Annotated in this window: 16 protein-coding genes, 3 tRNA genes and 1 other RNA gene; all 20 read left to right on the forward strand. The window is 65.0% G+C overall.

Annotated features, from left to right (window positions below; genetic code table 11):
- The first annotated feature begins 6 nt into the window (after positions 1-6).
- The 20 genes from glmS to rnpB all read left to right on the forward strand — a co-directional run bounded on the left by glmS (position 7) and on the right by rnpB (position 20,546).
- Complete coding sequence (glmS, locus tag JW958_10750; GenBank protein MBN1826735.1) at positions 7-1,836, forward strand: glutamine--fructose-6-phosphate transaminase (isomerizing); 1,830 nt, start codon at positions 7-9, stop codon at positions 1,834-1,836.
- 8 nt (positions 1,837-1,844) lie between these two features.
- A complete protein-coding gene (locus JW958_10755) occupies positions 1,845-2,237 on the forward strand; it encodes a reactive intermediate/imine deaminase (protein MBN1826736.1) in 393 nt (130 codons plus the stop codon).
- Between the two features lie 14 nt (positions 2,238-2,251).
- Positions 2,252-2,349, forward strand: a tRNA-Sec gene (locus JW958_10760).
- 39 nt (positions 2,350-2,388) lie between these two features.
- Positions 2,389-2,862 (forward strand): hypothetical protein, encoded by a 474-nt coding sequence (locus tag JW958_10765; GenBank protein ID MBN1826737.1) that lies wholly within the window; start codon positions 2,389-2,391, stop codon positions 2,860-2,862.
- Between the two features lie 22 nt (positions 2,863-2,884).
- Positions 2,885-3,505 (forward strand): signal peptidase I, encoded by a 621-nt coding sequence (lepB, locus tag JW958_10770; GenBank protein MBN1826738.1) that lies wholly within the window; start codon positions 2,885-2,887, stop codon positions 3,503-3,505.
- A gap of 51 nt (positions 3,506-3,556) precedes the next feature.
- On the forward strand, positions 3,557-5,374 hold the full coding sequence (lepA, locus tag JW958_10775; protein MBN1826739.1) for an elongation factor 4: 1,818 nt from the start codon (positions 3,557-3,559) through the stop codon (positions 5,372-5,374).
- Positions 5,375-5,407: 33 nt separating this feature from the next.
- The gene (locus tag JW958_10780) at positions 5,408-6,478 is read left to right on the forward strand and encodes a hypothetical protein (GenBank protein ID MBN1826740.1); all 1,071 of its coding nucleotides are present in this window, start codon (positions 5,408-5,410) and stop codon (positions 6,476-6,478) included.
- A gap of 96 nt (positions 6,479-6,574) precedes the next feature.
- Entirely contained in the window at positions 6,575-7,621 is a 1,047-nt protein-coding gene (gene hrcA / locus JW958_10785) for a heat-inducible transcription repressor HrcA (GenBank protein MBN1826741.1), read from the forward strand.
- A gap of 31 nt (positions 7,622-7,652) precedes the next feature.
- Complete coding sequence (locus JW958_10790; protein ID MBN1826742.1) at positions 7,653-8,306, forward strand: nucleotide exchange factor GrpE; 654 nt, start codon at positions 7,653-7,655, stop codon at positions 8,304-8,306.
- Complete coding sequence (gene dnaK / locus JW958_10795) at positions 8,299-10,236, forward strand: molecular chaperone DnaK (protein MBN1826743.1); 1,938 nt, start codon at positions 8,299-8,301, stop codon at positions 10,234-10,236. Before JW958_10790 ends, dnaK begins: the two co-directional genes overlap by 8 nt.
- A 103-nt stretch (positions 10,237-10,339) precedes the next feature.
- On the forward strand, positions 10,340-11,455 hold the full coding sequence (gene dnaJ / locus JW958_10800; GenBank protein ID MBN1826744.1) for a molecular chaperone DnaJ: 1,116 nt from the start codon (positions 10,340-10,342) through the stop codon (positions 11,453-11,455).
- Positions 11,456-11,463: 8 nt separating this feature from the next.
- Positions 11,464-12,243 carry an RsmE family RNA methyltransferase gene (locus JW958_10805; GenBank protein ID MBN1826745.1) on the forward strand — a complete coding sequence of 260 codons (780 nt, stop codon included), beginning with the start codon at positions 11,464-11,466 and terminating at the stop codon, positions 12,241-12,243.
- Between the two features lie 242 nt (positions 12,244-12,485).
- Positions 12,486-14,837, forward strand: a complete 2,352-nt coding sequence (locus tag JW958_10810; protein ID MBN1826746.1) for an endonuclease MutS2 — start codon at positions 12,486-12,488, stop codon at positions 14,835-14,837.
- On the forward strand, positions 14,834-16,636 hold the full coding sequence (locus JW958_10815; GenBank protein MBN1826747.1) for a DNA primase: 1,803 nt from the start codon (positions 14,834-14,836) through the stop codon (positions 16,634-16,636). The genes JW958_10810 and JW958_10815 overlap by 4 nt, the downstream gene beginning before the upstream one ends.
- A complete protein-coding gene (gene rpoD, locus JW958_10820) occupies positions 16,633-18,375 on the forward strand; it encodes an RNA polymerase sigma factor RpoD (GenBank protein ID MBN1826748.1) in 1,743 nt (580 codons plus the stop codon). The genes JW958_10815 and rpoD overlap by 4 nt, the downstream gene beginning before the upstream one ends.
- Positions 18,376-18,479: 104 nt before the next feature.
- Positions 18,480-18,556 (forward strand) — tRNA-Ile (locus tag JW958_10825).
- A 50-nt stretch (positions 18,557-18,606) separates the two neighbouring features.
- Positions 18,607-18,683: transfer RNA gene (locus JW958_10830), tRNA-Val, on the forward strand.
- Between the two features lie 108 nt (positions 18,684-18,791).
- Positions 18,792-19,496: a hypothetical protein gene (locus JW958_10835; GenBank protein ID MBN1826749.1), complete on the forward strand. Its 705-nt coding sequence runs from the start codon at positions 18,792-18,794 to the stop codon at positions 19,494-19,496.
- On the forward strand, positions 19,457-20,101 hold the full coding sequence (locus tag JW958_10840; protein MBN1826750.1) for a ribonuclease HI family protein: 645 nt from the start codon (positions 19,457-19,459) through the stop codon (positions 20,099-20,101). The genes JW958_10835 and JW958_10840 overlap by 40 nt, the downstream gene beginning before the upstream one ends.
- Positions 20,102-20,177: 76 nt before the next feature.
- Positions 20,178-20,546, forward strand: an RNA gene (gene rnpB, locus JW958_10845) — RNase P RNA component class A.
- The last annotated feature ends 20 nt before the right edge of the window (positions 20,547-20,566 follow it).

Below are 20,566 nucleotides of genomic sequence, written 5' to 3' on the forward strand. Positions count from 1 at the left end.
TCGACCATGTGCGGAATCATCGGATACATCGGCAACCGGGACGCGTCCCGCATCCTGGTGGACGGTCTCCGTCGCCTGGAATACCGGGGCTACGATTCGGCGGGCGTCGCGATTCTCCAGGAGGACGTCATCCGCGTCGTCAAGGACGCCGGCAAGATACGGCGCCTCGCCGAACAGATCGAAAAGACCCCGCTTCGGGGGACGCTCGGCATCGCCCACACCCGCTGGGCGACCCACGGCGTTCCGTCGAAGATCAACGCCCACCCCCACACCGATCCGACCGGCACCATCGCCATCGTCCACAATGGTATTTTGGAAAACTTCTACTCCCTGAAGCGTTGGCTCATCGAGGAAGGGTCGGTCTTTCACACCGACACGGACACGGAAGTGATCGCCCACCTGATCGCGCGTTTCTACGTCGATTCCCTTGAGGAGGCGGTGCAGAAGGCGCTTGTGGAAATGGAGGGGGCTTACGGGATCGTGGTGATGTCGAGCCGCGACCCGGACCGGATCGTCGGCGCCCGCAACGGATCGCCCCTGGTGGCCGGTATCGGCGACGGGGAAAACTTCGTCGCTTCCGACGCGGCCGCCATCCTGGAACACACCCGGAAGATGATCTATCTGGACGACCGGGAGATGGTGGTGATTACGCGGGACGGAGTGGAGGTGAAGGACCTGGACAACACCCGCGTGGAGAGGGAGCCGGAGGAGATTTCCTGGGATCTGGAGCAGATCGAAAAGGGCGGATACGATCACTTCATGCAAAAAGAGATATTCGAGCAGCCCCGTACGATCCGGGACGCCATGTCCGGCCGGGTGGTGCTCGACTCGGGGAAGGCGCGGCTCGGCGGACTGAACATCCCCATTGAAACGCTACAGGAGCTGAACCGGATCGTGATCACCGCCTGCGGCACCTCCTGGCACGCCGCGCTGATCGGCGAGTACATGATCGAGGATCTCGCCCGGATCCCGGTGGAGGTGGAGTACGCCTCCGAGTTCCGCTACCGCCGGCCCATCGTGGACGAAGAGACGCTGGTGGCGGTGATCAGCCAGTCCGGCGAGACGCTGGACACGCTGGCGGCGATGCGGGAGGCTCAGCGGTGCGGCGCCCGGGCGCTCGGCATCTGCAACGTGGTGGGTTCCAGCATCGCCCGTGAGTCGGACGGAGGCGTTTACACACACGCCGGGCCTGAGATCGGCGTCGCGTCCACGAAAGCCTTCACCTCGCAGGTCACCGTGCTCGCCATTCTCAGCCTGATGCTCGGGCGGATCCGAGGGAGGCTCACACGCGAGGACGGCCTGCGGATGATCAAGGCGCTCCTGGCGATCCCGAACCAGGTGCAAACCATCCTCGACCGGGCCGACGAGATCAAGCGGATCGCCATGGTCTACGCGGAGAGCAACAACGCGCTATACCTCGGCCGGGGGTACAACTACCCGGTCGCACTGGAAGGCGCGCTCAAACTGAAGGAGATCAGCTACGTCCACGCCGAGGGGTATCCCGCCGCGGAGATGAAGCACGGCCCCATCGCACTGATCGACAAGCATATGCCGGTGGTTTTCATCGCCCTCAAGGACAGCGCATACGATAAAGTGCTCGGCAACATCCAGGAGGTGAAGTCGCGGCACGGCCGGATCATCGCCATCGCGACCGAGGGGGACGGCCTGGTACACAAATGGGCGGAGCACGTTATTTATCTCCCCCACACCCTCGAACCGCTGACGCCCATTCTCTCGGTGATTCCTCTGCAGCTTTTCGCGTATTATATCGCCGTTCAGCGCGGTTGCGACGTGGATCAACCGCGCAACCTCGCCAAGAGCGTCACCGTCGAATAGGGGGAGCCATGGAACGCAGGGAGATCCGGACCGGCGAAGCGCCCGCCGCGGTGGGACCGTACAGCCAAGCGATACGGACCGGTCCCTTCGTGCACACCGCCGGACAAATCGCCCTCGATCCCGGCGGCGGCGGCCTCGCGGGCGGAACGGCGGGGGAACAGGCGGAGCGGGTTCTGCGGAACCTGCGGGCGGTTTTGGACGCGGCCGGATCCTCGATGGACCGGGTGGTGAAGACCACCGTATATCTGACCGATCTGAACGCCTTCCATGAGGTGAACGAGATCTACGCCCGGTTTTTCCCCGACCCCGCGCCGGCGCGTTCCTGCGTCGAGGTGCGCGCGCTCCCGAAGGGGGCGCTCGTCATGATCGACGCGATCGGCCTGGCGGCGGATGAGGGCTAGCGGATCGACGGAGTGGGAATGGATGGGTTCTGGTGGGCCCCGAGGACTTCAAATCCTTAAGCCGGGCGCTAATCCCGTCCGGGGTGGGTTCGATTCCCACACATTCCCGCCAAGACGGCGGCGCCGCGGCCCGGCGGTCGCGGCGCTCCTTTTGCTTCTTCTCTCGGTGACGGGCGCGCCCCGGGCCGAGGAGCAACCGGCGGAGGATCTGCCCGGAGCGGCGCCCTTTCTGAACGCGCTTCGCTCCCTCGCCTTCCCGGGCTGGGGGCAGCTCCATGCCGGCAACCGCTGGAAGGCGGTCGCCCTCTTCGCGGGGCAGACCTATCTCCTCGGCCGGGTCGCGATCACGGAGCGGCGCGCGCGTTGGTACGACGATCAGCGATCCCGCGCCGATTCCCCCTGGAGCGACGCCTATCTGGAGGAGCGTTACGAGGATCTGCGCCAAACCCGCCGGGATCTGGTATGGTGGAGCACCATCGCCGCGCTCTACTCCGTGTTGGACGCCTATGTGGACGCCCATCTCGTCGGTTTCGACGAGGCGGTGGATGAGGTGGACCGGGTGACATGGACCGTCGGCCCGGCGCCGGGAGGGGGAGCGCGGATCGCGCTCCGAGCGGTTTACTGAAAGGAACGAGGGGGGAACTCCCTTGGCTCGAAAGAGTCGGACCGTGGAACGGCCGCGGAAGAGAAATCTGATCCGGGAGTACGGCGAGGCGATCTTCATCGCCGGCGTGCTCTTCTTCTTCCTCCGCACTTTCGTGGTTCAAGCGTTCACCATCCCCTCGGGTTCGATGGAGGATACGCTCCTCGTCGGCGATTTCCTCGTCGCCAATAAATTCGTTTACGGCGCGAGGATCCCCGGCACGGACGTCCGTCTTCCCAAAATCCGCGACCCCCGCGCGGGCGACATCATCGTCTTCCGCGCCCCCCACGAGGAAAAGGACTTCATCAAGCGCTGCGTGGCGGTGGAGGGGGACACGGTGGAGCTGAGGGAGAACACGCTCTTCGTGAACGGCGAGCCGAGGGAGGAGCCCTTCGTGGCCCTGAAACCGGCCGGCTTTCCCCCACGGAGCGATTGGGGGCCGAAGGTCGTTCCGCCGGGCCATATCTTCATGCTCGGCGACAACCGAAACAACAGCCAGGACAGCCGGTACTGGGGTTTCCTGGAGAAGGGGCGCGTCAAGGGCCTCGCCATGGTGCTTTACTTCTCCTGGGACCGGGAGAGGATCCTCCCCCGTTTCAGCCGTTTCTTCCGGCCCATTCACTAACCGACCGAACCGGGTAAAACGGGAAACCGACTCGGGAACGCGGAGTCGAATATGGACGAGCGCGTGCGGGACCACGTGCGGAACTTCTGCATCGTGGCCCACATCGATCACGGAAAATCGACGCTGGCGGACCGCATTCTGGAGCATACCGGCGCCGTCACGGGCCGGGAGATGCGGAACCAGGTGCTGGACGACATGGACCTGGAGAGGGAGCGGGGGATCACCATCAAGGCCCACGCCATACGGATCGATTACACGGACCGATCCGGGCGGCTCCTCCATTTTCATTTGATCGACACGCCGGGGCATGTGGACTTCTCCTACGAGGTCTCGCGCTCCCTCGCCGCATGCGAGGGAGCGGTCCTCTTGGTGGACGCCGCGCAGGGGATCGAGGCGCAGACAATCGCCAATTTCTATCTCGCCCTCGAAGGCGGGCTCGTCGTTCTCCCGGCGATCAACAAAATCGACCTTCCGGGAGCCCGGGTGGAGGAGGTGAGGCGCGCGCTTTCCGAACTGACCGGCGAGCCGGAGGAAGAGATCCTCGGGATCAGCGCCCGCACCGGCGAGGGGGTGGATCAGCTGATCGAAAAGATGGCGGAGAAGATTCCGCCCCCCGGCGGAAGCGAGGAGGAACCTCTTCAGGCGTTGATCTTCGACTCCGCCTTCGACCGGTATCGCGGCGTGAGCGTGTACGTGAGAATCGTGAACGGCGTGGTTCGGGCCGGCGATCGGATCGAGCTGATGTCCAACGGACAGGAGTACGTGGTGGACGAGGTGGGATCCTTCCGTCTCCGCCGCGTCCCCCGGGATTCGCTGAGCGCCGGCGAGGTGGGGTATCTTCTCGCGGGCATCAAGCAGGTGCAGGACGCGCGGGTGGGAGACACGATCACTTTGGCGGACCGGCCCGCGACACGGGCGCTCCCCGGTTTCCGCGAACCCAAGCCGATGGTTTTCAGCGGGCTCTATCCGATCGATCCGGGGGATTACGACTCCCTGCGGGACGCGCTGGAGAAGCTGAAACTGAACGACGCTTCCTTCGTTTTCGAGCCGGAGTCGTCGGGCGCGCTCGGATTCGGTTTTCGCTGCGGGTTTCTCGGGTTGCTTCATATGGAAATCGTACAGGCCCGCCTGGAGCGTGAATACGATCTCGAGCTGATCGGCACGGTCCCCAACGTGGTCTTTCGCGCCTATAAGCTCGATGGAACGATGACCCGCGTGGAGAACCCGCTCCACCTGCCTCCGCGGAACGAGTTGATCCGTGTGGAGGAACCGGTGGTGGACGCCCAGTTGATTCTTCCTTCCGAGTACCTGGGGAACGTGCTGAAGCTGGTGACGGAGAAGAGGGGGGAGCACCGGGGGATGGAGTACCTGGAGTCGACCCGTGTTCTCCTGCGCGTGCGGCTCCCGCTCGCCGAGGTCGTGCTCGACTTCTACGACCGGCTGCAGTCGGTCTCTCGGGGATACGCTTCCTACGATTACGAGCACGCCGGGTTCGTCGCCTCCGACATGGTGCGGCTCGACATCCTGGTGAACGAGGAGCCGGTGGACGCCCTCTCGGTGATCGTCCACCGCGACAAAGCGTACGCCTGGGGGCGACGCCTGGTCGGGAGGCTCCGCAAACTGATCCCCCGCCAGCTCTTTGCCGTGCCTCTTCAGGCGACGCTCGGCAACAAGGTGATCGCCCGGGAGACGGTCCCCGCGTTCCGCAAGGACGTAACCGCCCGTTGTTACGGCGGCGACATCACGCGGAAGCGAAAGCTCCTCCAGAAACAGAAGGAGGGGAAGAAGCGGATGAAGCGGGTCGGCTCCGTACAGATCCCCCAAGACGCCTTCCTCGCCGTTCTCCGCGTGGACGAGGAAGATCGCTGAGGCCGGACCAGCGCGGATCGGGAGGCCCGGTCGATGAGCGCCGTCGAAAGGCCGCGCGAGGCGCGTGGTCTCTATCTCTCCTTTCCGCCGAGCCTCGCCCTTTCTCTCCGATCCTCCTCCGCCGACCTATACGCCGAAGCGGTTCTTCGTGAGGCGGAAAGGCGCGCCGCCGATGGGGGAGAGGGGGGTGCCTTCGTCGCGTGGATGGCCGGCGGCGAACCGTGGCGCCTGGGCGACCGCTCCCTCTCCTCCCTCTTTCGGGAACTCGCGCGGTTTTTTCCTCCCGCCCCGCGCGTGGAGCGCTCCATCGAATGGTTCGTCGGCGAAGCGGTGCCCGAACGGCTCGTCCCTCTTCACGAATCCGGCTTCGATCGGATCTGTTTGACCGGGAAGACACGCGCCGTCGGCTATCGGCCGGTAGGCGACGCCGCCGGTTTACGGGAGGCGGTCCGCGCCGCCCGCGCCGCCGGTTTTCGCCGCGTGGCGCTCGACATGGATCCAGCCGGAGGGGCGGCCGGTTCGATCGGACCCGCGGTTGCGGCGGCGGCCGGGCCGGACCATGTATCTCTGGTGGAGACGCCGGACGAATCCTTTCCCGAGGAGCGTTGGATCGCCGACTACGAGAAATCGCTCCGCATCCTCGAAGGGGCGGGACTCCTTCGGTATGAAGTCGCCCTCTTCGCCAAACCCGGATGCCGATCCGTCGGTCTCGGATTGATCGCCGCCGGCGGGTCGCGGGTCGGACTCGGCGCGGGGGCGGTCTCGGCGGGCGCTCGGGAGATTACGAGGAACGAACCGGACCCGGACCGCTACGCCCGGATCGTGGGCGAGGGGGGAGATCCGGTCGTCCTCCGGGATCCGAGAAAAGAAGAGGACCGTTTACGGGAGAGGGTCTTCCACGGTGTCCGGAGGATCGGGGGCATTCACGTCGGCGCGCTCGAGAGGCGTTTCGGAGCAATGCGAACGCGCGATCTGGAGCGCCGCGCGCTGCCTCTTTTCCGTGCCGGTTTGCTTCGCCGGGCAGGATCCCGCCTTGTTCCCACAGATGCCGGCCTACTGACTGCGGAAGGGGTGGCCCGAGAATTATTAGGAGAAGGCGTTTAGGAAACAAAGCGCCCTTCCCTTGACAAACCGATTGCACACTATTAGCTTATGGGCGATTCACCATCTATGCCTTTTTGGCATATTTAAGGCGAGACCATGACACGCGGTTCTACGCTGGATGATCGGGAGAGGGCGGTTCTGCGCTCCATCGTGGATCTCTATGTGGGAACCGCGCAACCGGTCGCTTCGGAGCGGGTCGTAGAGGAGACACGTCTCGGCCTCAGTTCCGCCACCATCCGGGGAGTGATGAGCCGGATGGAGGAAAGGGGACTCCTCCGTCAACCCCACACCTCCGCCGGCCGCGTACCGACCGATCGGGGGTACAGGGTCTATGTGGATGAGCTGATGGGGCCGGTCTCCATCGGCAGGCGGGAGCAGGAGGAACTCCTCTTCGGCGTGGAGCGCCTGGTGAACCGTCCCGATCAGCTGCCCGGGTCGATGAGCGCTCTTCTCGCGAACGTGTCCGGGCTGGCCGGTTTCGCGTCTCCTCCACGGATCGACCGGGGGATCTATCTCAGCCTGCACGCGGATCTGGTGCGCGACGGCAGGGTGGCGATGGTGCTGGTGCTCGATTCCGGTTTCGCGCGATCGGCGCTCTGCCCCGCCGAGGAGGGGATCGACGAGAAGAGCCTCGCCTCCGGCGTGGAAGAGCTGAACCGCCGCTTCCGAGGGAGGGCGGTGGAGGAGATCCGGGACTTTCTCTTCGGCCCCGATTGGGAGGAGAACCTGCCGGCGCTCCGAGTGATGCGCCTCTTCCGCAAGGCGGCGGAGGAGCTTCTGGAAACGGGGCGGATGGCGAGGATCACCCTTTCGGGCGTGGAGTCGCTTCTCCTGGAGCCGGAGTTTCGCAGCAGCGACGAGCTGGTCCGTCTCAGCGAGAGAATCGAAGGAGGGAGCGGCCTTCCGGACCCCGAAAAGGACGCCCTCGCGGATGGGGGCGTCGCGCTTCGAATCGGCGCCGAGAATGACGAAGAGGAGCTGACCCCCTTCAGCATTCTCGCCGCCGAGTATCGCTTCGGCCGTTTCACCGGGATCATGGGGATGATCGGCCCCACCCGGATGCGGTACGGCCGGGGCGCGGCGATCGTCGATTTCGCGCGGAGGATCGTGGAACAGAGAATCGTCCCATTCGTGGAAGGATAAAGCGCCGGACACCGGCACGGAACGAAGGAACATGGCGAGAAAAAAGGACGAGAGCGAGGAAAAACGGGAAGACGGGCTTCGGGAATCCGGCGAGGAGACGGAGGCGGGCGCGCCGGTGTTCGGCGAGCAGCCGCGCGGCTCCGCCGAGCCGACGGAGGAAGACACTCTCCGCCTCCGGGTGGAGGAACTGAACGACCGCTGGCTCCGTGCCGTGGCGGACCTGGACAACTTCCGCAAGCGGACCGCACGAGAGCGCGAGAAGGAGAGGGGTCTCATCCGGGCGGCGGTGATTCTTCCCCTTCTCGACGTGCTCGACGACTTGGAGAGGGCTCTCGCGAAAGGGAAGGGCGCCGGGCCGGAGGATTTCCGGAGCGGCATCGAGATGATCCACAGGAAGTTTCTGGGGGCGCTCGGCGAACAGGGGGTTCTCCCCATCGCTTCCCTGGACCGGCCGTTCGACCCGGAGCTGCACGAAGCGTTTCAGGCCGTTCCGGACCCGAGCGGGGAGGAGGGCCGCGTGGTCGCCGAAATCCGCAGAGGGTACCGGATCGGCGATCACGTGATCAGACCTTCCCAGGTGGCGGTGTCCGCGCCGCCCGCCGGGGATGGATCGGAAGAGGCGCCGAAGAAGACGTTCGACGAACCTAAGCATAAAGAGAACGAGGAGGAGCCGGACAATGGCTAGAGTGATCGGCATCGATCTGGGGACCACCAACTCCTGCGTCGCCGTGGTGGACGAGAGCGGCGAGGCGGTGGTCATCCCCAACGCGGAGGGGGGAAGAACCACTCCGTCCATCGTCGCGTTCACCAAGGACGGGGAGCGCCTTGTGGGGCAGGTGGCCAAGCGCCAGGCGATCACGAACCCGGAAAACACCATTTTCTCCATCAAGCGTTTCATGGGCCGGCGCAAGGCGGAGGTTTCCGAGGAGATCCGCCTCGTCCCCTATCCGGTCGAGGAGAACGAAAACGGCGATGTCTGGGTGCGGGTCGGCAACACCGGCAAGACGATCTCGCCGCCGGAGATCTCCGCGATGATTCTCCAACACCTCCGCAAGGCGGCGGAAGACTACTTGGGCGAAGAGGTGAAGGACGCGGTGATCACCGTTCCCGCCTATTTCAACGACTCCCAACGCCAGGCGACCAAGGACGCGGGCCGAATCGCGGGCCTGAACGTGCGTCGTATCATCAACGAACCGACCGCGGCCTCTCTCGCATACGGTTTGGACAAAAAGAAAGAGGAGAAGATCGCCGTCTTCGATCTCGGCGGCGGCACATTCGACATCTCCATCCTCGAGCTGGGCGAGGGCGTTTTCGAGGTGAAGTCGACCAACGGCGACACCCACCTCGGAGGCGATGATTTCGATCAACGAGTGATCGATTATCTGGCGGACGAGTTCAAGAAAAGTTCGGGTATCGATATTCGCACGGATAAAATGGCCCTCCAGCGGCTCAAGGAAGCGGCGGAAAAGGCGAAGTGCGAGCTCTCTTCCACCATGCAGACCACGGTCAATCTTCCCTTCATCACCGCCGACGCTTCCGGACCGAAGCACCTGGACGTCGCCCTGACCCGGGCCAAGTTCGATCAGATCACCGCCGAGCTGGTGGAGCGGACCATCGAGCCCTGCCGCAAGGCTCTCGAGGACGCCGGCGTCACCGCCCGCGAGGTGGACGAGGTGATTCTCGTCGGCGGCTCGACCCGTATACCGGCGGTCCAGGAAGCGGTGAAGAAATTCTTCGGCAAGGAGCCGAACCGGAGCGTGAACCCGGATGAAGTGGTCGCTCTGGGCGCCGCCATCCAGGGAGGCGTGCTGACCGGCGACCTCAAGGACGTGCTTCTTCTGGACGTGACGCCCCTCAGCCTCGGCATCGAAACCCTGGGCGGCGTGATGACGCGGTTGATCGAGAGGAACACCACCATCCCGACCAAAAAGAGTCAGATCTTTTCCACCGCTTCGGACAGCCAGCCGGCTGTGAGCATCCACGTGCTCCAGGGGGAGCGCGACATGGCGGGGGACAACAGAACCCTCGGGCGCTTCGACCTCGTCGGCATCCCGCCGGCGCCGCGGGGTATCCCGCAGATCGAGGTGACCTTCGACATCGACGCCAACGGAATCGTCCACGTCTCCGCCAAGGACCTGGGGACCGGCAAGGAGCAGAAGATCCAGATCCAAGCCTCCAGCGGACTCGAGGAGAACGAGGTGAAGAGGATGGTCGGCGAGGCGGAGTCGCACGCCGCGGAGGACAAGAAGAAGAGGGAGCAGGTGGAGACGCGGAACCAGGCGGATCAGCTCGTCTACACCTCCGAGAAGACCCTCAAGGAACACGGCGACAAGTTGGATGCGGCGGATCGCCGGAGCGTGGAGGAGGCGGTGGAGGAGCTGAAGAAGGCGATGGAGACGAACGACACGGAGTCGATGAAGAAGAAAATGCAGGCGCTTCAGGACGCCTCTCATTCCTTCGCCGAGAAGATTTACTCCCAAACCGCGGGCGGGCAGGGACCCGCCGGGGCGGGCGGCCCGGAAAAGCCCGACGCGGCGGAAAAGGGCGACTCCGAGGAGGGAGCGGTGGACGCCGACTACGAGGTGGTCGACGACGACGAGCAAAAGAAGGGGTAGCCCGGGTGGAAGGGCGTGAAACGCCGCGGCCGACGGAGCCTCCGGGGCGCGCGCCCCGCGCGGCGGCCGCCCGAGAGAACGGACCGGTTCGGGAATGAGGAACATGGCCAAAAGGGATTACTACGAGGTCCTCGGCGTCGGAAAGGACGCTTCGAAGGACGAGATTAAAAAGGCCTATCGGAAACTGGCGCTTCAGTACCATCCCGACCGGAATCCGGGAGACAAGGGGGCGGAGGAGAAGTTCAAGGAAGCGACCGAGGCGTACGAGATCCTCCGGGATGACGACAAGAGAACGAAGTACGATCAGTTCGGTCACGCGGGGCCGGGGGGAGGATTCGGAGGCGGCTTCGGAGGCGGCGGAGGTTTCGAGGGCTTCGATCTTTCCGACGCGCTCCGCGCCTTCATGCGCGATTTCGGCGGTTTCGGCGATTTTTTCGGCGGTGGCGGGGCGGGCCGGGGGCGTCATGGACCGGTCCGCGGCGGAGATCTGCGGGTCAACCTCCGACTCTCCCTCGAGGAGATGGCGGCGGGCGTGGAGAAGAAGATCAAGCTGGGGGTGCGGGACGTATGCGGCGACTGCGGCGGGAGCGGCGCCGCGCCGGGCAGTTCCCCGCGGACCTGCCCCACCTGTCGCGGCGCCGGCCAGATCCGTCAGGTGCAGCGTTCTCTTCTCGGGCAATTCGTCAACATCGCCGACTGCCCGGACTGCCACGGCGAGGGGACGCGGATCGACCAGCCCTGCCCGACCTGCCGCGGTGACGGGCGCCTGGAGAAGCAGCAGACCTTCACCGTCCGCATCCCCGCCGGCGTCACCGCCGGGAACTACATCCCCCTCCGCGGCAAGGGGAACGTGGGACCGCGGGGAGGACCGCGCGGCGACGTGCTCGTCGTGATCGAGGAAAAGCCGCACCCCCGTTTCGAGCGGCACGGGGACGATCTTCTCGCCGAGGCGCAAATCTCTTTCGCGGAAGCGGTGCTCGGCGGATCGATCGAGGTCCCCACCCTCGAGGGTTCGGTCAAGATGAACGTTCCGGCCGGGACGCCCTCGGGGAAGATCTTCCGTCTTCGCGGCAAGGGTTTTCCCCATCTGCGGGGGCACGGCAAGGGGGACCAGCTCGTTCGCGTGCACATCTGGGTTCCCAAGAAACTGAAAAAGGAAGAAAAGAAGGCTCTGGACGAGATGCGGCAGAACGAGCTTTTCCGCCCGCCGGCGGAGTAGGGGCGGCGATGGGACGGCGGAATCTAAGCCGGTTTTTTTACGCGTCCCCGGAGAAACTCCGGAGGGCGCGTTTCTCTTTCGATCCGGAGGAGGAGCGCCACCTGGTTCGTTCCCTGCGCCTCGGCGACGATGCCGAGGTGCGCGTGGTGGACGGCGAGGGGAGAGGGGCGACGGTCCGGCTCGTCCGAGGCGGGAAAGGGGGATGGGAAGCGGAGGTGATCGATCGCTTCGACTCCCCCGTTGAACCGGCGCTCCGGGTCACGCTCGCCTTCGGCCTCCTGAAGGCGAAGGGGACGGATGAGGTGGTGGAACGCGCCGCCGAGATGGGAGCGACCGCTCTGCTCCCCTTCCTCTCCGCCCGCTCCGTCCCCCGCTGGGACGGGTCGAAGGAGGAGAGGAACCGGGAGAGGCTGGCCCGTATCGCTCGGGAGGGGATGAAAGTCGCCGGTGGGGCGGTCGCCCCCAGGATCGAGCCGATCGCCTCGATGGCGGCCCTTGTCGAGGAGGTTCGCCGACGAGGCGCGGCCCTCCTCTGCTCACTCGGGGCGGAGGATCCCCTCGTTCCCCGGGCCGGTCCCGGTGAGGCGCTTCTGATCGTCGGACCGGAGGGAGGGCTCGAGCGGGGGGAGGAGGAGGCGCTGATCGGCGCGGGGGCGCTCTCCGTTTCCCTCGGAAAGCGCAATCTGCGCGCCGTAACCGCCGCGACAACGGCCCTCGCCCGCCTTCTGGCCGGCCCGAAAGAAGGAGCATCCGAGGGAAAGAGGGGAAAAAACGCCCAAAACGGTTGACATTATTGACAATCCGACCTACATTCTCCTAAGATATACGAACATCTCTAAATTGGGAGAATGCAGGCTTTTCCGCCCGCCTTCCCACCGTGGGGATGGCGCGTATGCCCCGAAAATATGAGGCGATCCCCCTATACGGTCGGCGCCTAACGAATCTCCGTCCGGCATAAGCGATCCACGGTAGACAGTCGAGCGTTTGAACGCGGGTCCGTCGTGCAACCCCGGGGGCGAGTCTTTACCCTATGTATCCGCACACGTTGGAAGTCCTCGAATTCGTCCGGATCGTCGATCTGGTTGGGGGGAGATGCGTCTCCGAACCGGGCCGGCGGCTCGCCTCTCGCCTCGCCCCCCTCGCGTCCCTCGATCAGGTGCGGGAAGCGCACGCCAAGCTGGATGAGATGATCGGCCTGCTCGAACGGGAGGGACACGTTCCGATCGAAGAAACCGGCGTGGTGGAGCCGCTCCTGCAGAGATCCGCCGTGGAGGGGTCCGCGCTGGAGCCGAAGGAATTGCTCCTGCTGCTCCGCGCCGCTCGCGTGGCCGATGACGTGGAGCGTTTCTTCCGCAAGAGGAGCGGTGCGTGCCCCAAGCTCGCCGCGCTCACCGGAGGGTTGGATCCTCTCACCGACGTGCAAATGCGGATCGCGCGGGCGGTGGACGAGGAAGGGGTCGTGACCGATCACGCCAGCCCGGAACTGGCGGCGATCCGCGAGGAGACGGAGCAGATCCGCCGGGAGGTGCTGCGCATTCTGGAGAGGCGCCTCAAGGCGAAATCGGCGGACCACATCCTGCAGGAGGATCTGATCACCCTCCGAAACGGCCGGTACGTCTTACCCGTAAAAGAAGGGGCGAAGCGGAAGATAGAAGGAATCGTCCACGACCATTCCGGCACGGGACAGACCGTGTTCATCGAACCGATGGAGACGGTGGAGAGGAACAACCTCCTCGCGCGACTCCGGCGGGAGGAGGAGCGGGAGATCCGAAGGATCCGGAAGGACCTGACCGATCGGGTGCGGGAGAACGCGTCCCTCTTCTCGTCCAACGCGACGATCCTGGCGCAGGTCGACCTGCTGCAGGGGAAGGGGCTGCTGGCGCGCGCGACGGAATCGCGCATCCCCGACATCGGGAAGGGGGGGCGGATACGGATCATCCAGGGGAGGCATCCACTCCTCGAGCTTTCCCTCGATGCGGACGGGCGGAGAGAGGAACTGGTCCCTCTCGATCTGGAGTATCCCGAGGAGTGCCGCACCCTCGTTCTCACCGGTCCGAACACGGGCGGGAAAACGGTGGCGCTGAAAACGCTCGGCCTCTTCACGGTGATGGCCCAAGCGGGACTCGCGCTCCCCTCCGGCGAGGGGACCCGGATCCGTTACTTCGACCGCGTGTTCGGCGACATCGGCGACGAGCAATCGATCGAGAACAGCCTCTCCAGCTTCGCCGCGCATTTGCGGCAGATGGTCCTGATCGTGAACGGCGCGGGGGAGAACACGCTCGTCCTGCTCGATGAACTGGGCTCCGGCACCGACCCCACCGAGGGGGCCGCGCTCGCCCAAGCCCTCCTGGAGGAACTGCACGAACGCGGGGCTACTTCGCTGGTCACCACGCATCTGGGCGCGCTCAAGGTGTTCGTCCACGACCGGGAGGGGATGGAGAACGCCTCCATGGCTTTCGACCGGGAGAAACTCCGTCCCACCTACCGTTTGGAGGTGGGGCTGCCGGGAACGAGCCACGCCATCGAGATCGCCGCCCGGCTCGGTCTCCCGGAACGCGTGGTGGCGCGCGCCCGGGAAGGGATGGCCTGCGGCGAGTCGGAGATGGAGAGCCTGATCACGGATCTGCGCGCGCGGGGGAGGGATTTGGACGCGCGGGAGCGCCGCGCCGCCGAGGACCGGGAGCGATTGGACAGGACCCTCCGCGAAGTAGAGGAGCGGGAGAAGAAACTGGGTGAAGAGGAGCGCTCCGTTCGGCGGCGGGTCCTGGAGGAGGCGGATCGTCTTCTGGACGAGACCCGAGCGCGGGTGGAGCGAATCGTGCGGGATCTCAGGAGCGGCGGAGCGGACCGGGAGGCGGTGCGGGGGGCGCACGACGCTCTGGAGGAGACCAAACGTCTCGTCGACGACGCGCGGGGCGAACCCGGCGTCGCGGAAGCGGCGCCGAAACCGATCGCCGTGGGACAAAACGTTCATGTGCGAACCATGGATCGGGTGGGCCGGGTCGTCGGCATGGGGAACCGGGAGGGGAAGGTGTTCGTCGAGACCGGCGGCATCCGCCTCGAGGTGGCGCTCGCCGATCTCGAGCCGACCGAGGCGACGGGGAAGAAGCAGGCGATCCGCCCTTCCCTCGAGACGCCCAGACCGGAGCCCCGTCTGGAGCTGGATCTGCGGGGAATGACCGCGGACGAGGCCCGGGACGCGACGGATAAGTTCTTGGACGACGCCTTCCTCTCCGGCGTGCCCCGGGTCCGGATCGTGCACGGGATCGGAACCGGAACGCTCCGGCGGGAGATCACGCGGATGCTGACGGAGGACCCGCGTGTTCTCTCCCACGAGTTGGGGGGGAACGGCGGGTTTTCGACGGCGGAGATTCACACATGATGGAGAGCGGAGAGGGAAGGGACCTTGTGGAGGAGGTTCGCGCGGCGAGCGACATCGTCGGCGTGGTCGGCGCCTACGTCCGCCTCCGCAAGGCGGGCAGGAGCTTCAAGGGTCTATGCCCCTTTCACAAGGAGAAGACGCCCTCCTTCATGGTGAACCCGGAGCGGCAGTCTTTTCACTGTTTCGGCTGCGGCAAAGGGGGGGACGTGTTCCGCTTCCTCATGGAGATCGAGGGGGTGGCCTTTCCGGAGGCGCTCCGGACGCTGGCCCAACGCGCCGGTGTCCGCCTCCCCGAACGGGGGGACCCGAGGGCGAGGGAGAAGAGAGAGAGGCTTTACGCGCTTCTCGATTTCGCCGCCGGCGCCTTCCGTTCCCTTTACAAGGGGGAACGGGGGAAGCGCGCGCGGGAGTACGCGCGGAGCCGCGGTTTCGACGAGGAGACGGAGGAGCGTTTCGGCTTCGGCTTCGCCCCGGACGGCTGGCGCGGCCTTCGAGACGGCGCGGTCCGGAAGGGGTGGAGCGATGAGGACCTGGTGCGCGCCGGTCTCGCCGTTCCCAAGGAGGGGGGAACGCCCTATGACCGTTTCCGGAACCGCCTCGTCTTCCCGATCCGCAACGTGGGCGGGCGGGTGATCGGCTTCGGCGGCCGCATCTTGGGCGATGGGGAGCCGAAGTATCTCAATTCGCCGGAGACGGAGCTTTTCCGGAAGGGTGAGGGGCTCTTCGGACTTTGGACGACGCGCGGCGAGATCCGGGGCGAGGGGACGGCGGTTCTCGTGGAAGGGTACACCGATCTGATCTCCCTCTGGCGCGGCGGCGTGAAGAACACGGTCGCCCCGCTCGGCACCGCTTTCACCCCCGAGCAAGCCCGTTTGCTTCGCAACTACGCGGACAGAGCGGTGCTTCTTTTCGACGGCGACGAGGCGGGGGCGCGCGCGGCGCTCCGTTCGCTGGAAACACTTTCCGCCGAGGGGCTGCAGCCGGCGGTGGCCGAGCTTCCCGCCGGCTCCGACCCGGACGATTTCCTCCGCCGCGAGGGGGTGGAGGCGCTTCGGGAGCGCATAAACGGGGCGACTCCTGTGATCCCCTTCCTCCTCGAACGAGCATACGCCGGTGACAGGGAGGGAGGCGTGCGCGCGATCGTCCAGGTGCTGGCGGCGGTAAGGGACGAGATCCGGCTCGGCCTTCTCCTCCAGGAAGCGGCGCGCCTATCCGGTTTGAACGAGGACGTTCTTTATCGTGCGGTTCGCCGCAGCCGCTCCGAGAGCCGCGATCCCTCGGCGGAGGCCGTGCGCCTTTCGCCGGTTCGCAAGAAACGGGTGCTGGAGGCGGAGAGGGGCATCGCCTATCTCGGCTTCGAACACCCGGATCTGCTCCCGGTGATCCGGCGGGCCGTGGACCCGGAAGGGGTGGAAGACCTTCCCGCCCGAAAGTTGTTGAAGGCGCTCTACGACCTCGCCGAGAGGGGAGAGCCGCCGGTTCCCTCGCTTCTGACCCGCACCGGCGTGGACCGGGATTTTTCCCGAATGCGCGTCGAGTCCGGCGAAGGGGAGGATCCGGTACCCACATTGCAGGATTACATCGCCTGCGTCCGCCAGGAGAGGATCGATAAACGGGTCCGCGAGCTGGAAAAAGAATTACGGGACGCGGAAGCGAGAAATGATCATGACGCCTGCGCGATGCTCCTGACCGAGCGGCGCCGACTCGCCGAGCAGAAACGGCGAATCGCGGTCGCCCTCCGCGGGACCGACGCGGTCGCGGATAGGAACGCACCCGAAAGGAGTGAGCCGACGCGATGAAGAAGAAGACTTCCGAAGGGAAGCTGGCGCAGTTGAAGGATCTGGCCCTCCATCAGGGATACATCACCCACGACCAGGTAAACGACTACCTGGATGAAGACGCTTCCTTGGAGGAGATGGACGACCTCTATGCCACCTTCGGCAAGATGAAGATCGACGTGGTGGACACGGTGGAGGAGGGATTGCGCCGCAAGGCGACCCAGACCGCGGCGAAGCAGAAGACGAAGGAAGCGGCGACCCCTTCCTCGGCGGTCCGTTACGACGATCCGGTACGGATGTACCTCCGGGAGATGGGCCGCGTTCCTCTTTTGGATCGCGAGGGGGAAGTCAAGATCGCCAAGAGGATCGAATCGGGACAGAAACAGGTGGAACTGACCCTGTTCGAGTCCTCCACCACCTATGCGGAACTCCGGGAGATCGTGAAAAAACTGGAGGATCCGAAGGCGCGTCTCGAGGATTTTATCCAGTTCGACCAAGGGAATTGGGGTCCGTACTATTCGAATCGAAAGGAACAGCTGAAAACGGTTCGGACCATCCAGAAAATCCTCAAGCTGACCGAGAAGATCGAAACGATCGAAGGGAAGCGTTGCGGCGAGCCCCCGCGCGAAAAGAAGAAGGAGAAGGAGTGGCAGACGCTCCTGAAGAAGCGGCAGGAGGAACTGAACAAGATCACGCTTCATCCGCGCCAGGTGGAGCAGATGGTCCTCCGTGTCCGTGATCTGGGACTGCAGCTCGACGCCACGGAGGCGGAGATCCGCTGCCGTTGCCGTCCCTTCGAAGTGGATCCCGCGGAGCTTCTCTCGCTCGCCCGCAAAGCCGCCGGTTCGGCCCGGCGCACCGTCCGCCAGATCGAGGCGCAGGTGGGGACCTCCGCCGAGGATCTGGCCGAGGCGTCCAAGGAGATCCGGAACGCGCAGCGTCGTATCCGGCGCATGGAAGTGGAGCATCGGCTGACGCGGGACAAGTTGCGCGACGTGCTGCATCGGATCGACGAAGGAGAGCGGATCACCGCGGAAGCGAAGCGGGAAATGATCGAGGCGAACGTCCGGCTCGTGATCTCCATCGCCAAGCGCTACACCAACCGCGGGCTCGAGTTTTTGGACTTGATACAAGAAGGCAACAGTGGTCTAATGAGGGCCGTCGACAAATTCGACTACCGAAAAGGGTATAAATTCAGTACTTACGCCACCTGGTGGATCCGGCAGGCGATCACCCGCGCGATCGCGGACCAGGCGCGCACGATCCGCGTGCCGGTCCACATGATCGAAGCGATCAACAAAGTGATCCGCACCTCCCGTCGCCTCGTCCAAGAATACGGACGGGAGCCGACGCCGGAGGAAATCGCCCAGAAACTCGACCTCCCGGTGGACAAAATCAAGTCGGTGCTGAAGGCGGCCCAGGAGCCGATCTCCCTGGACCGACCGATCGGTGAGGACGAGGATTCGAACCTCGGCGACTTCATCGAAGACACCAAGGTCGTATCACCGGCCAACTCCGCGGCCTTCGTGATGTTGCAGGAGCAGATGGGCCACGTGCTCAGCACGCTCACGAAGCGGGAGGAGAAGGTGATCCGCCTTCGGTTCGGGCTCGGGGACGGCTGTCCGCGCACATTGGAAGAGGTGGGGAGCATCTTTAACGTCACCCGGGAGCGTGTCCGTCAGATCGAGGCGAAGGCGCTCCGGAAGCTTCGCCATCCGAGCAGAAGCCGGAAGCTGAAAGGATACGTGGAGCTGCCCTGACCTGGATTGTGCACGATGTTTCGTCGCGAAGGATTGAATCGCGTGCCGAGCAGGCCGCGAGCCGGTCCCGCAGCAGGAAGTTTGTGGATAATCCAGGTCAAAGCGGGCCCATAGCTCAGTCGGTTAGAGCAACTGACTCATAATCAGCAGGTCCTAGGTTCGAGTCCTAGTGGGCCCACCAGGGATCGGCGAAAGACCGGGGAGAAGCGCCGGTACTCTTGAAACATGAATGGGCGATTAGCTCAGCGGTTTAGAGCGCCCGCCTCACACGCGGGAGGTCACTGGTTCAAATCCAGTATCGCCCACCACGCCCCATCCACCGCGGCGGCGGAGAGAGGGGCCGCTCTTCCCTCCATGCGGCATGGAGGGCTTTTCGTATACGCCCCGGCCTCGGGGCTAGGCGGAAACGGAGAGAGATGAAGGACGAGGTGGAAAAACTGCTCCGTTTGCAGTCGCTCGACCTGCGGCTCGACCAGCTCTGCAAAGACAGGAAGGAACTTCCGGAGAGGGTCGCCGCCGCCGAAAGGGCTCGAAACCGTACAAGGGAAGCGCGCGGCGCGAAGGAGAAGGAGATCCGCAAGGCGGAACTCGATCAGGCCGCGGCGGACAAGGAGCTCCGGTCGAATGACGAGAAGATCAAGCGATGTCTGGACCGGGAAGGGACGGCCAAGAACGACCGCGAGCTGAAGGCCGCCCAGGCCGAGAAGGAAGCGTTGCAGGCGGCGAACGACTCGATCGGCGACAGGATCCTCCCACTCATGGAGCAAATCCCGGAGCTGAAAAAGGAAAAGAAACGGCTCGATGCCGAGCTCGATGCGTTGGAGTCCGCCCTCGCGGAGACGATCGAAGAGAGTGCGCGAGAGGAGAAAGAGATCGACTCCCTTCTCATCACGACCGGAGAGGAGCGGGAAAGGCTGGCCGGGCGCGTGGAGCCGTCCATTCTCTCCCGCTACGAGAGGATCGTTCGTCTCAAGGGCCCCCCCGGGTTGGCCCGGGTGGAGCGGGACGCATGCGAGGTCTGCTACCGGGCCATCCCTCCCCAGCAGATCATCGAGATCCGTAAGATGGAGCAGTGGATTCAATGCGAGGGGTGCGGGAGGATGTTGGTGTGGAAGGAATAGAGGAGGGGAAGGGGGATCTGTCCCGTCTCGCGCGGGATCTTTTGACCGACTCGGTCTGGGAGAGGCTCCGCAAATCTCATCCGGAGGAAGCGATCCGCCGGCTTCGCGCTTTTCTGGAGAAGGAATGCGGAGGGGGAAAGGGCGGGGGAGCGCCGGGCCGCGCCGTGGCCGCGCGTGGGAAGAAGAGCGAAGCACCCCGGGAAGGCGCTTTCCGTCTCTACACCGACGGCGCCTCCAGCGGCAATCCGGGGCCTTCCGGCGCGGGAGGCGTGATCTACGACGAGAAGGGGCGGCTCGTGGACAGCTACAGCACCCCCCTCGGGGTGACCACGAACAACGTGGCGGAGTACGCCGCCCTCCGCGAGGGACTCGACCGACTGGTACGGCTCGGCGCGCGGAAGGCCGACATCTTTTTGGACAGCGAGTTGGTGGTGCGACAGATCAGCGGTCTTTACCGCGTCAAGAGCCCCCAGCTCGCCCCGCTCCTCGCGCAGGTGCGGGAGAGACTCGATCGGATCCCGGGGCATCGTGTGCGACACGTTCCGCGCGAGGAGAATAAAGAGGCGGATCGCCTCGCACGAGACGGAATCGGCGGTACGGGGTGATCGGCGGGCCCCGCCGGAAAAAGCGTGTTACACTAGAAAACAAGAACGCGTAAAAGGACATTCGGGCGTGCGGCCGGGAGTGGGTCGGACGGTCGCGTGCCGGTTCATCACCGGTACGAGGAAAGTCCGGGCTCCAAAGGGCAGGATGCTGGACAACACCCAGTGGGAGCGATCCTAAAGGAAAGTGCCACAGAAAGCAGACCGCCGGGATCCGTCTCGGCAAGGGTGAAAGGGTGAGGTAAGAGCTCACCAGCGCCCCCGGTGACGGGGGCGGCTCGGTAAACCCCATCCGGAGCAAGGCCGCATAGGAGAAGAGAAGCTGCCCGCTTCGCTTGATTCTCGGGTTGGCCGCTCGAGCCGTGGAGTAATTCACGGCCTAGAGGAATGATCGTCGCGATCCGGTTCGCCGGATCGAACAGGACCCGGCTTATGACCCGCTCCCGTGCCGCACGCCCGAATGGTGAC

The sequence above is a fragment of the Candidatus Eisenbacteria bacterium genome, from assembly GCA_016930695.1.
Taxonomy (GTDB): domain Bacteria; phylum Orphanbacterota; class Orphanbacteria; order Orphanbacterales; family Orphanbacteraceae; genus JAFGGD01.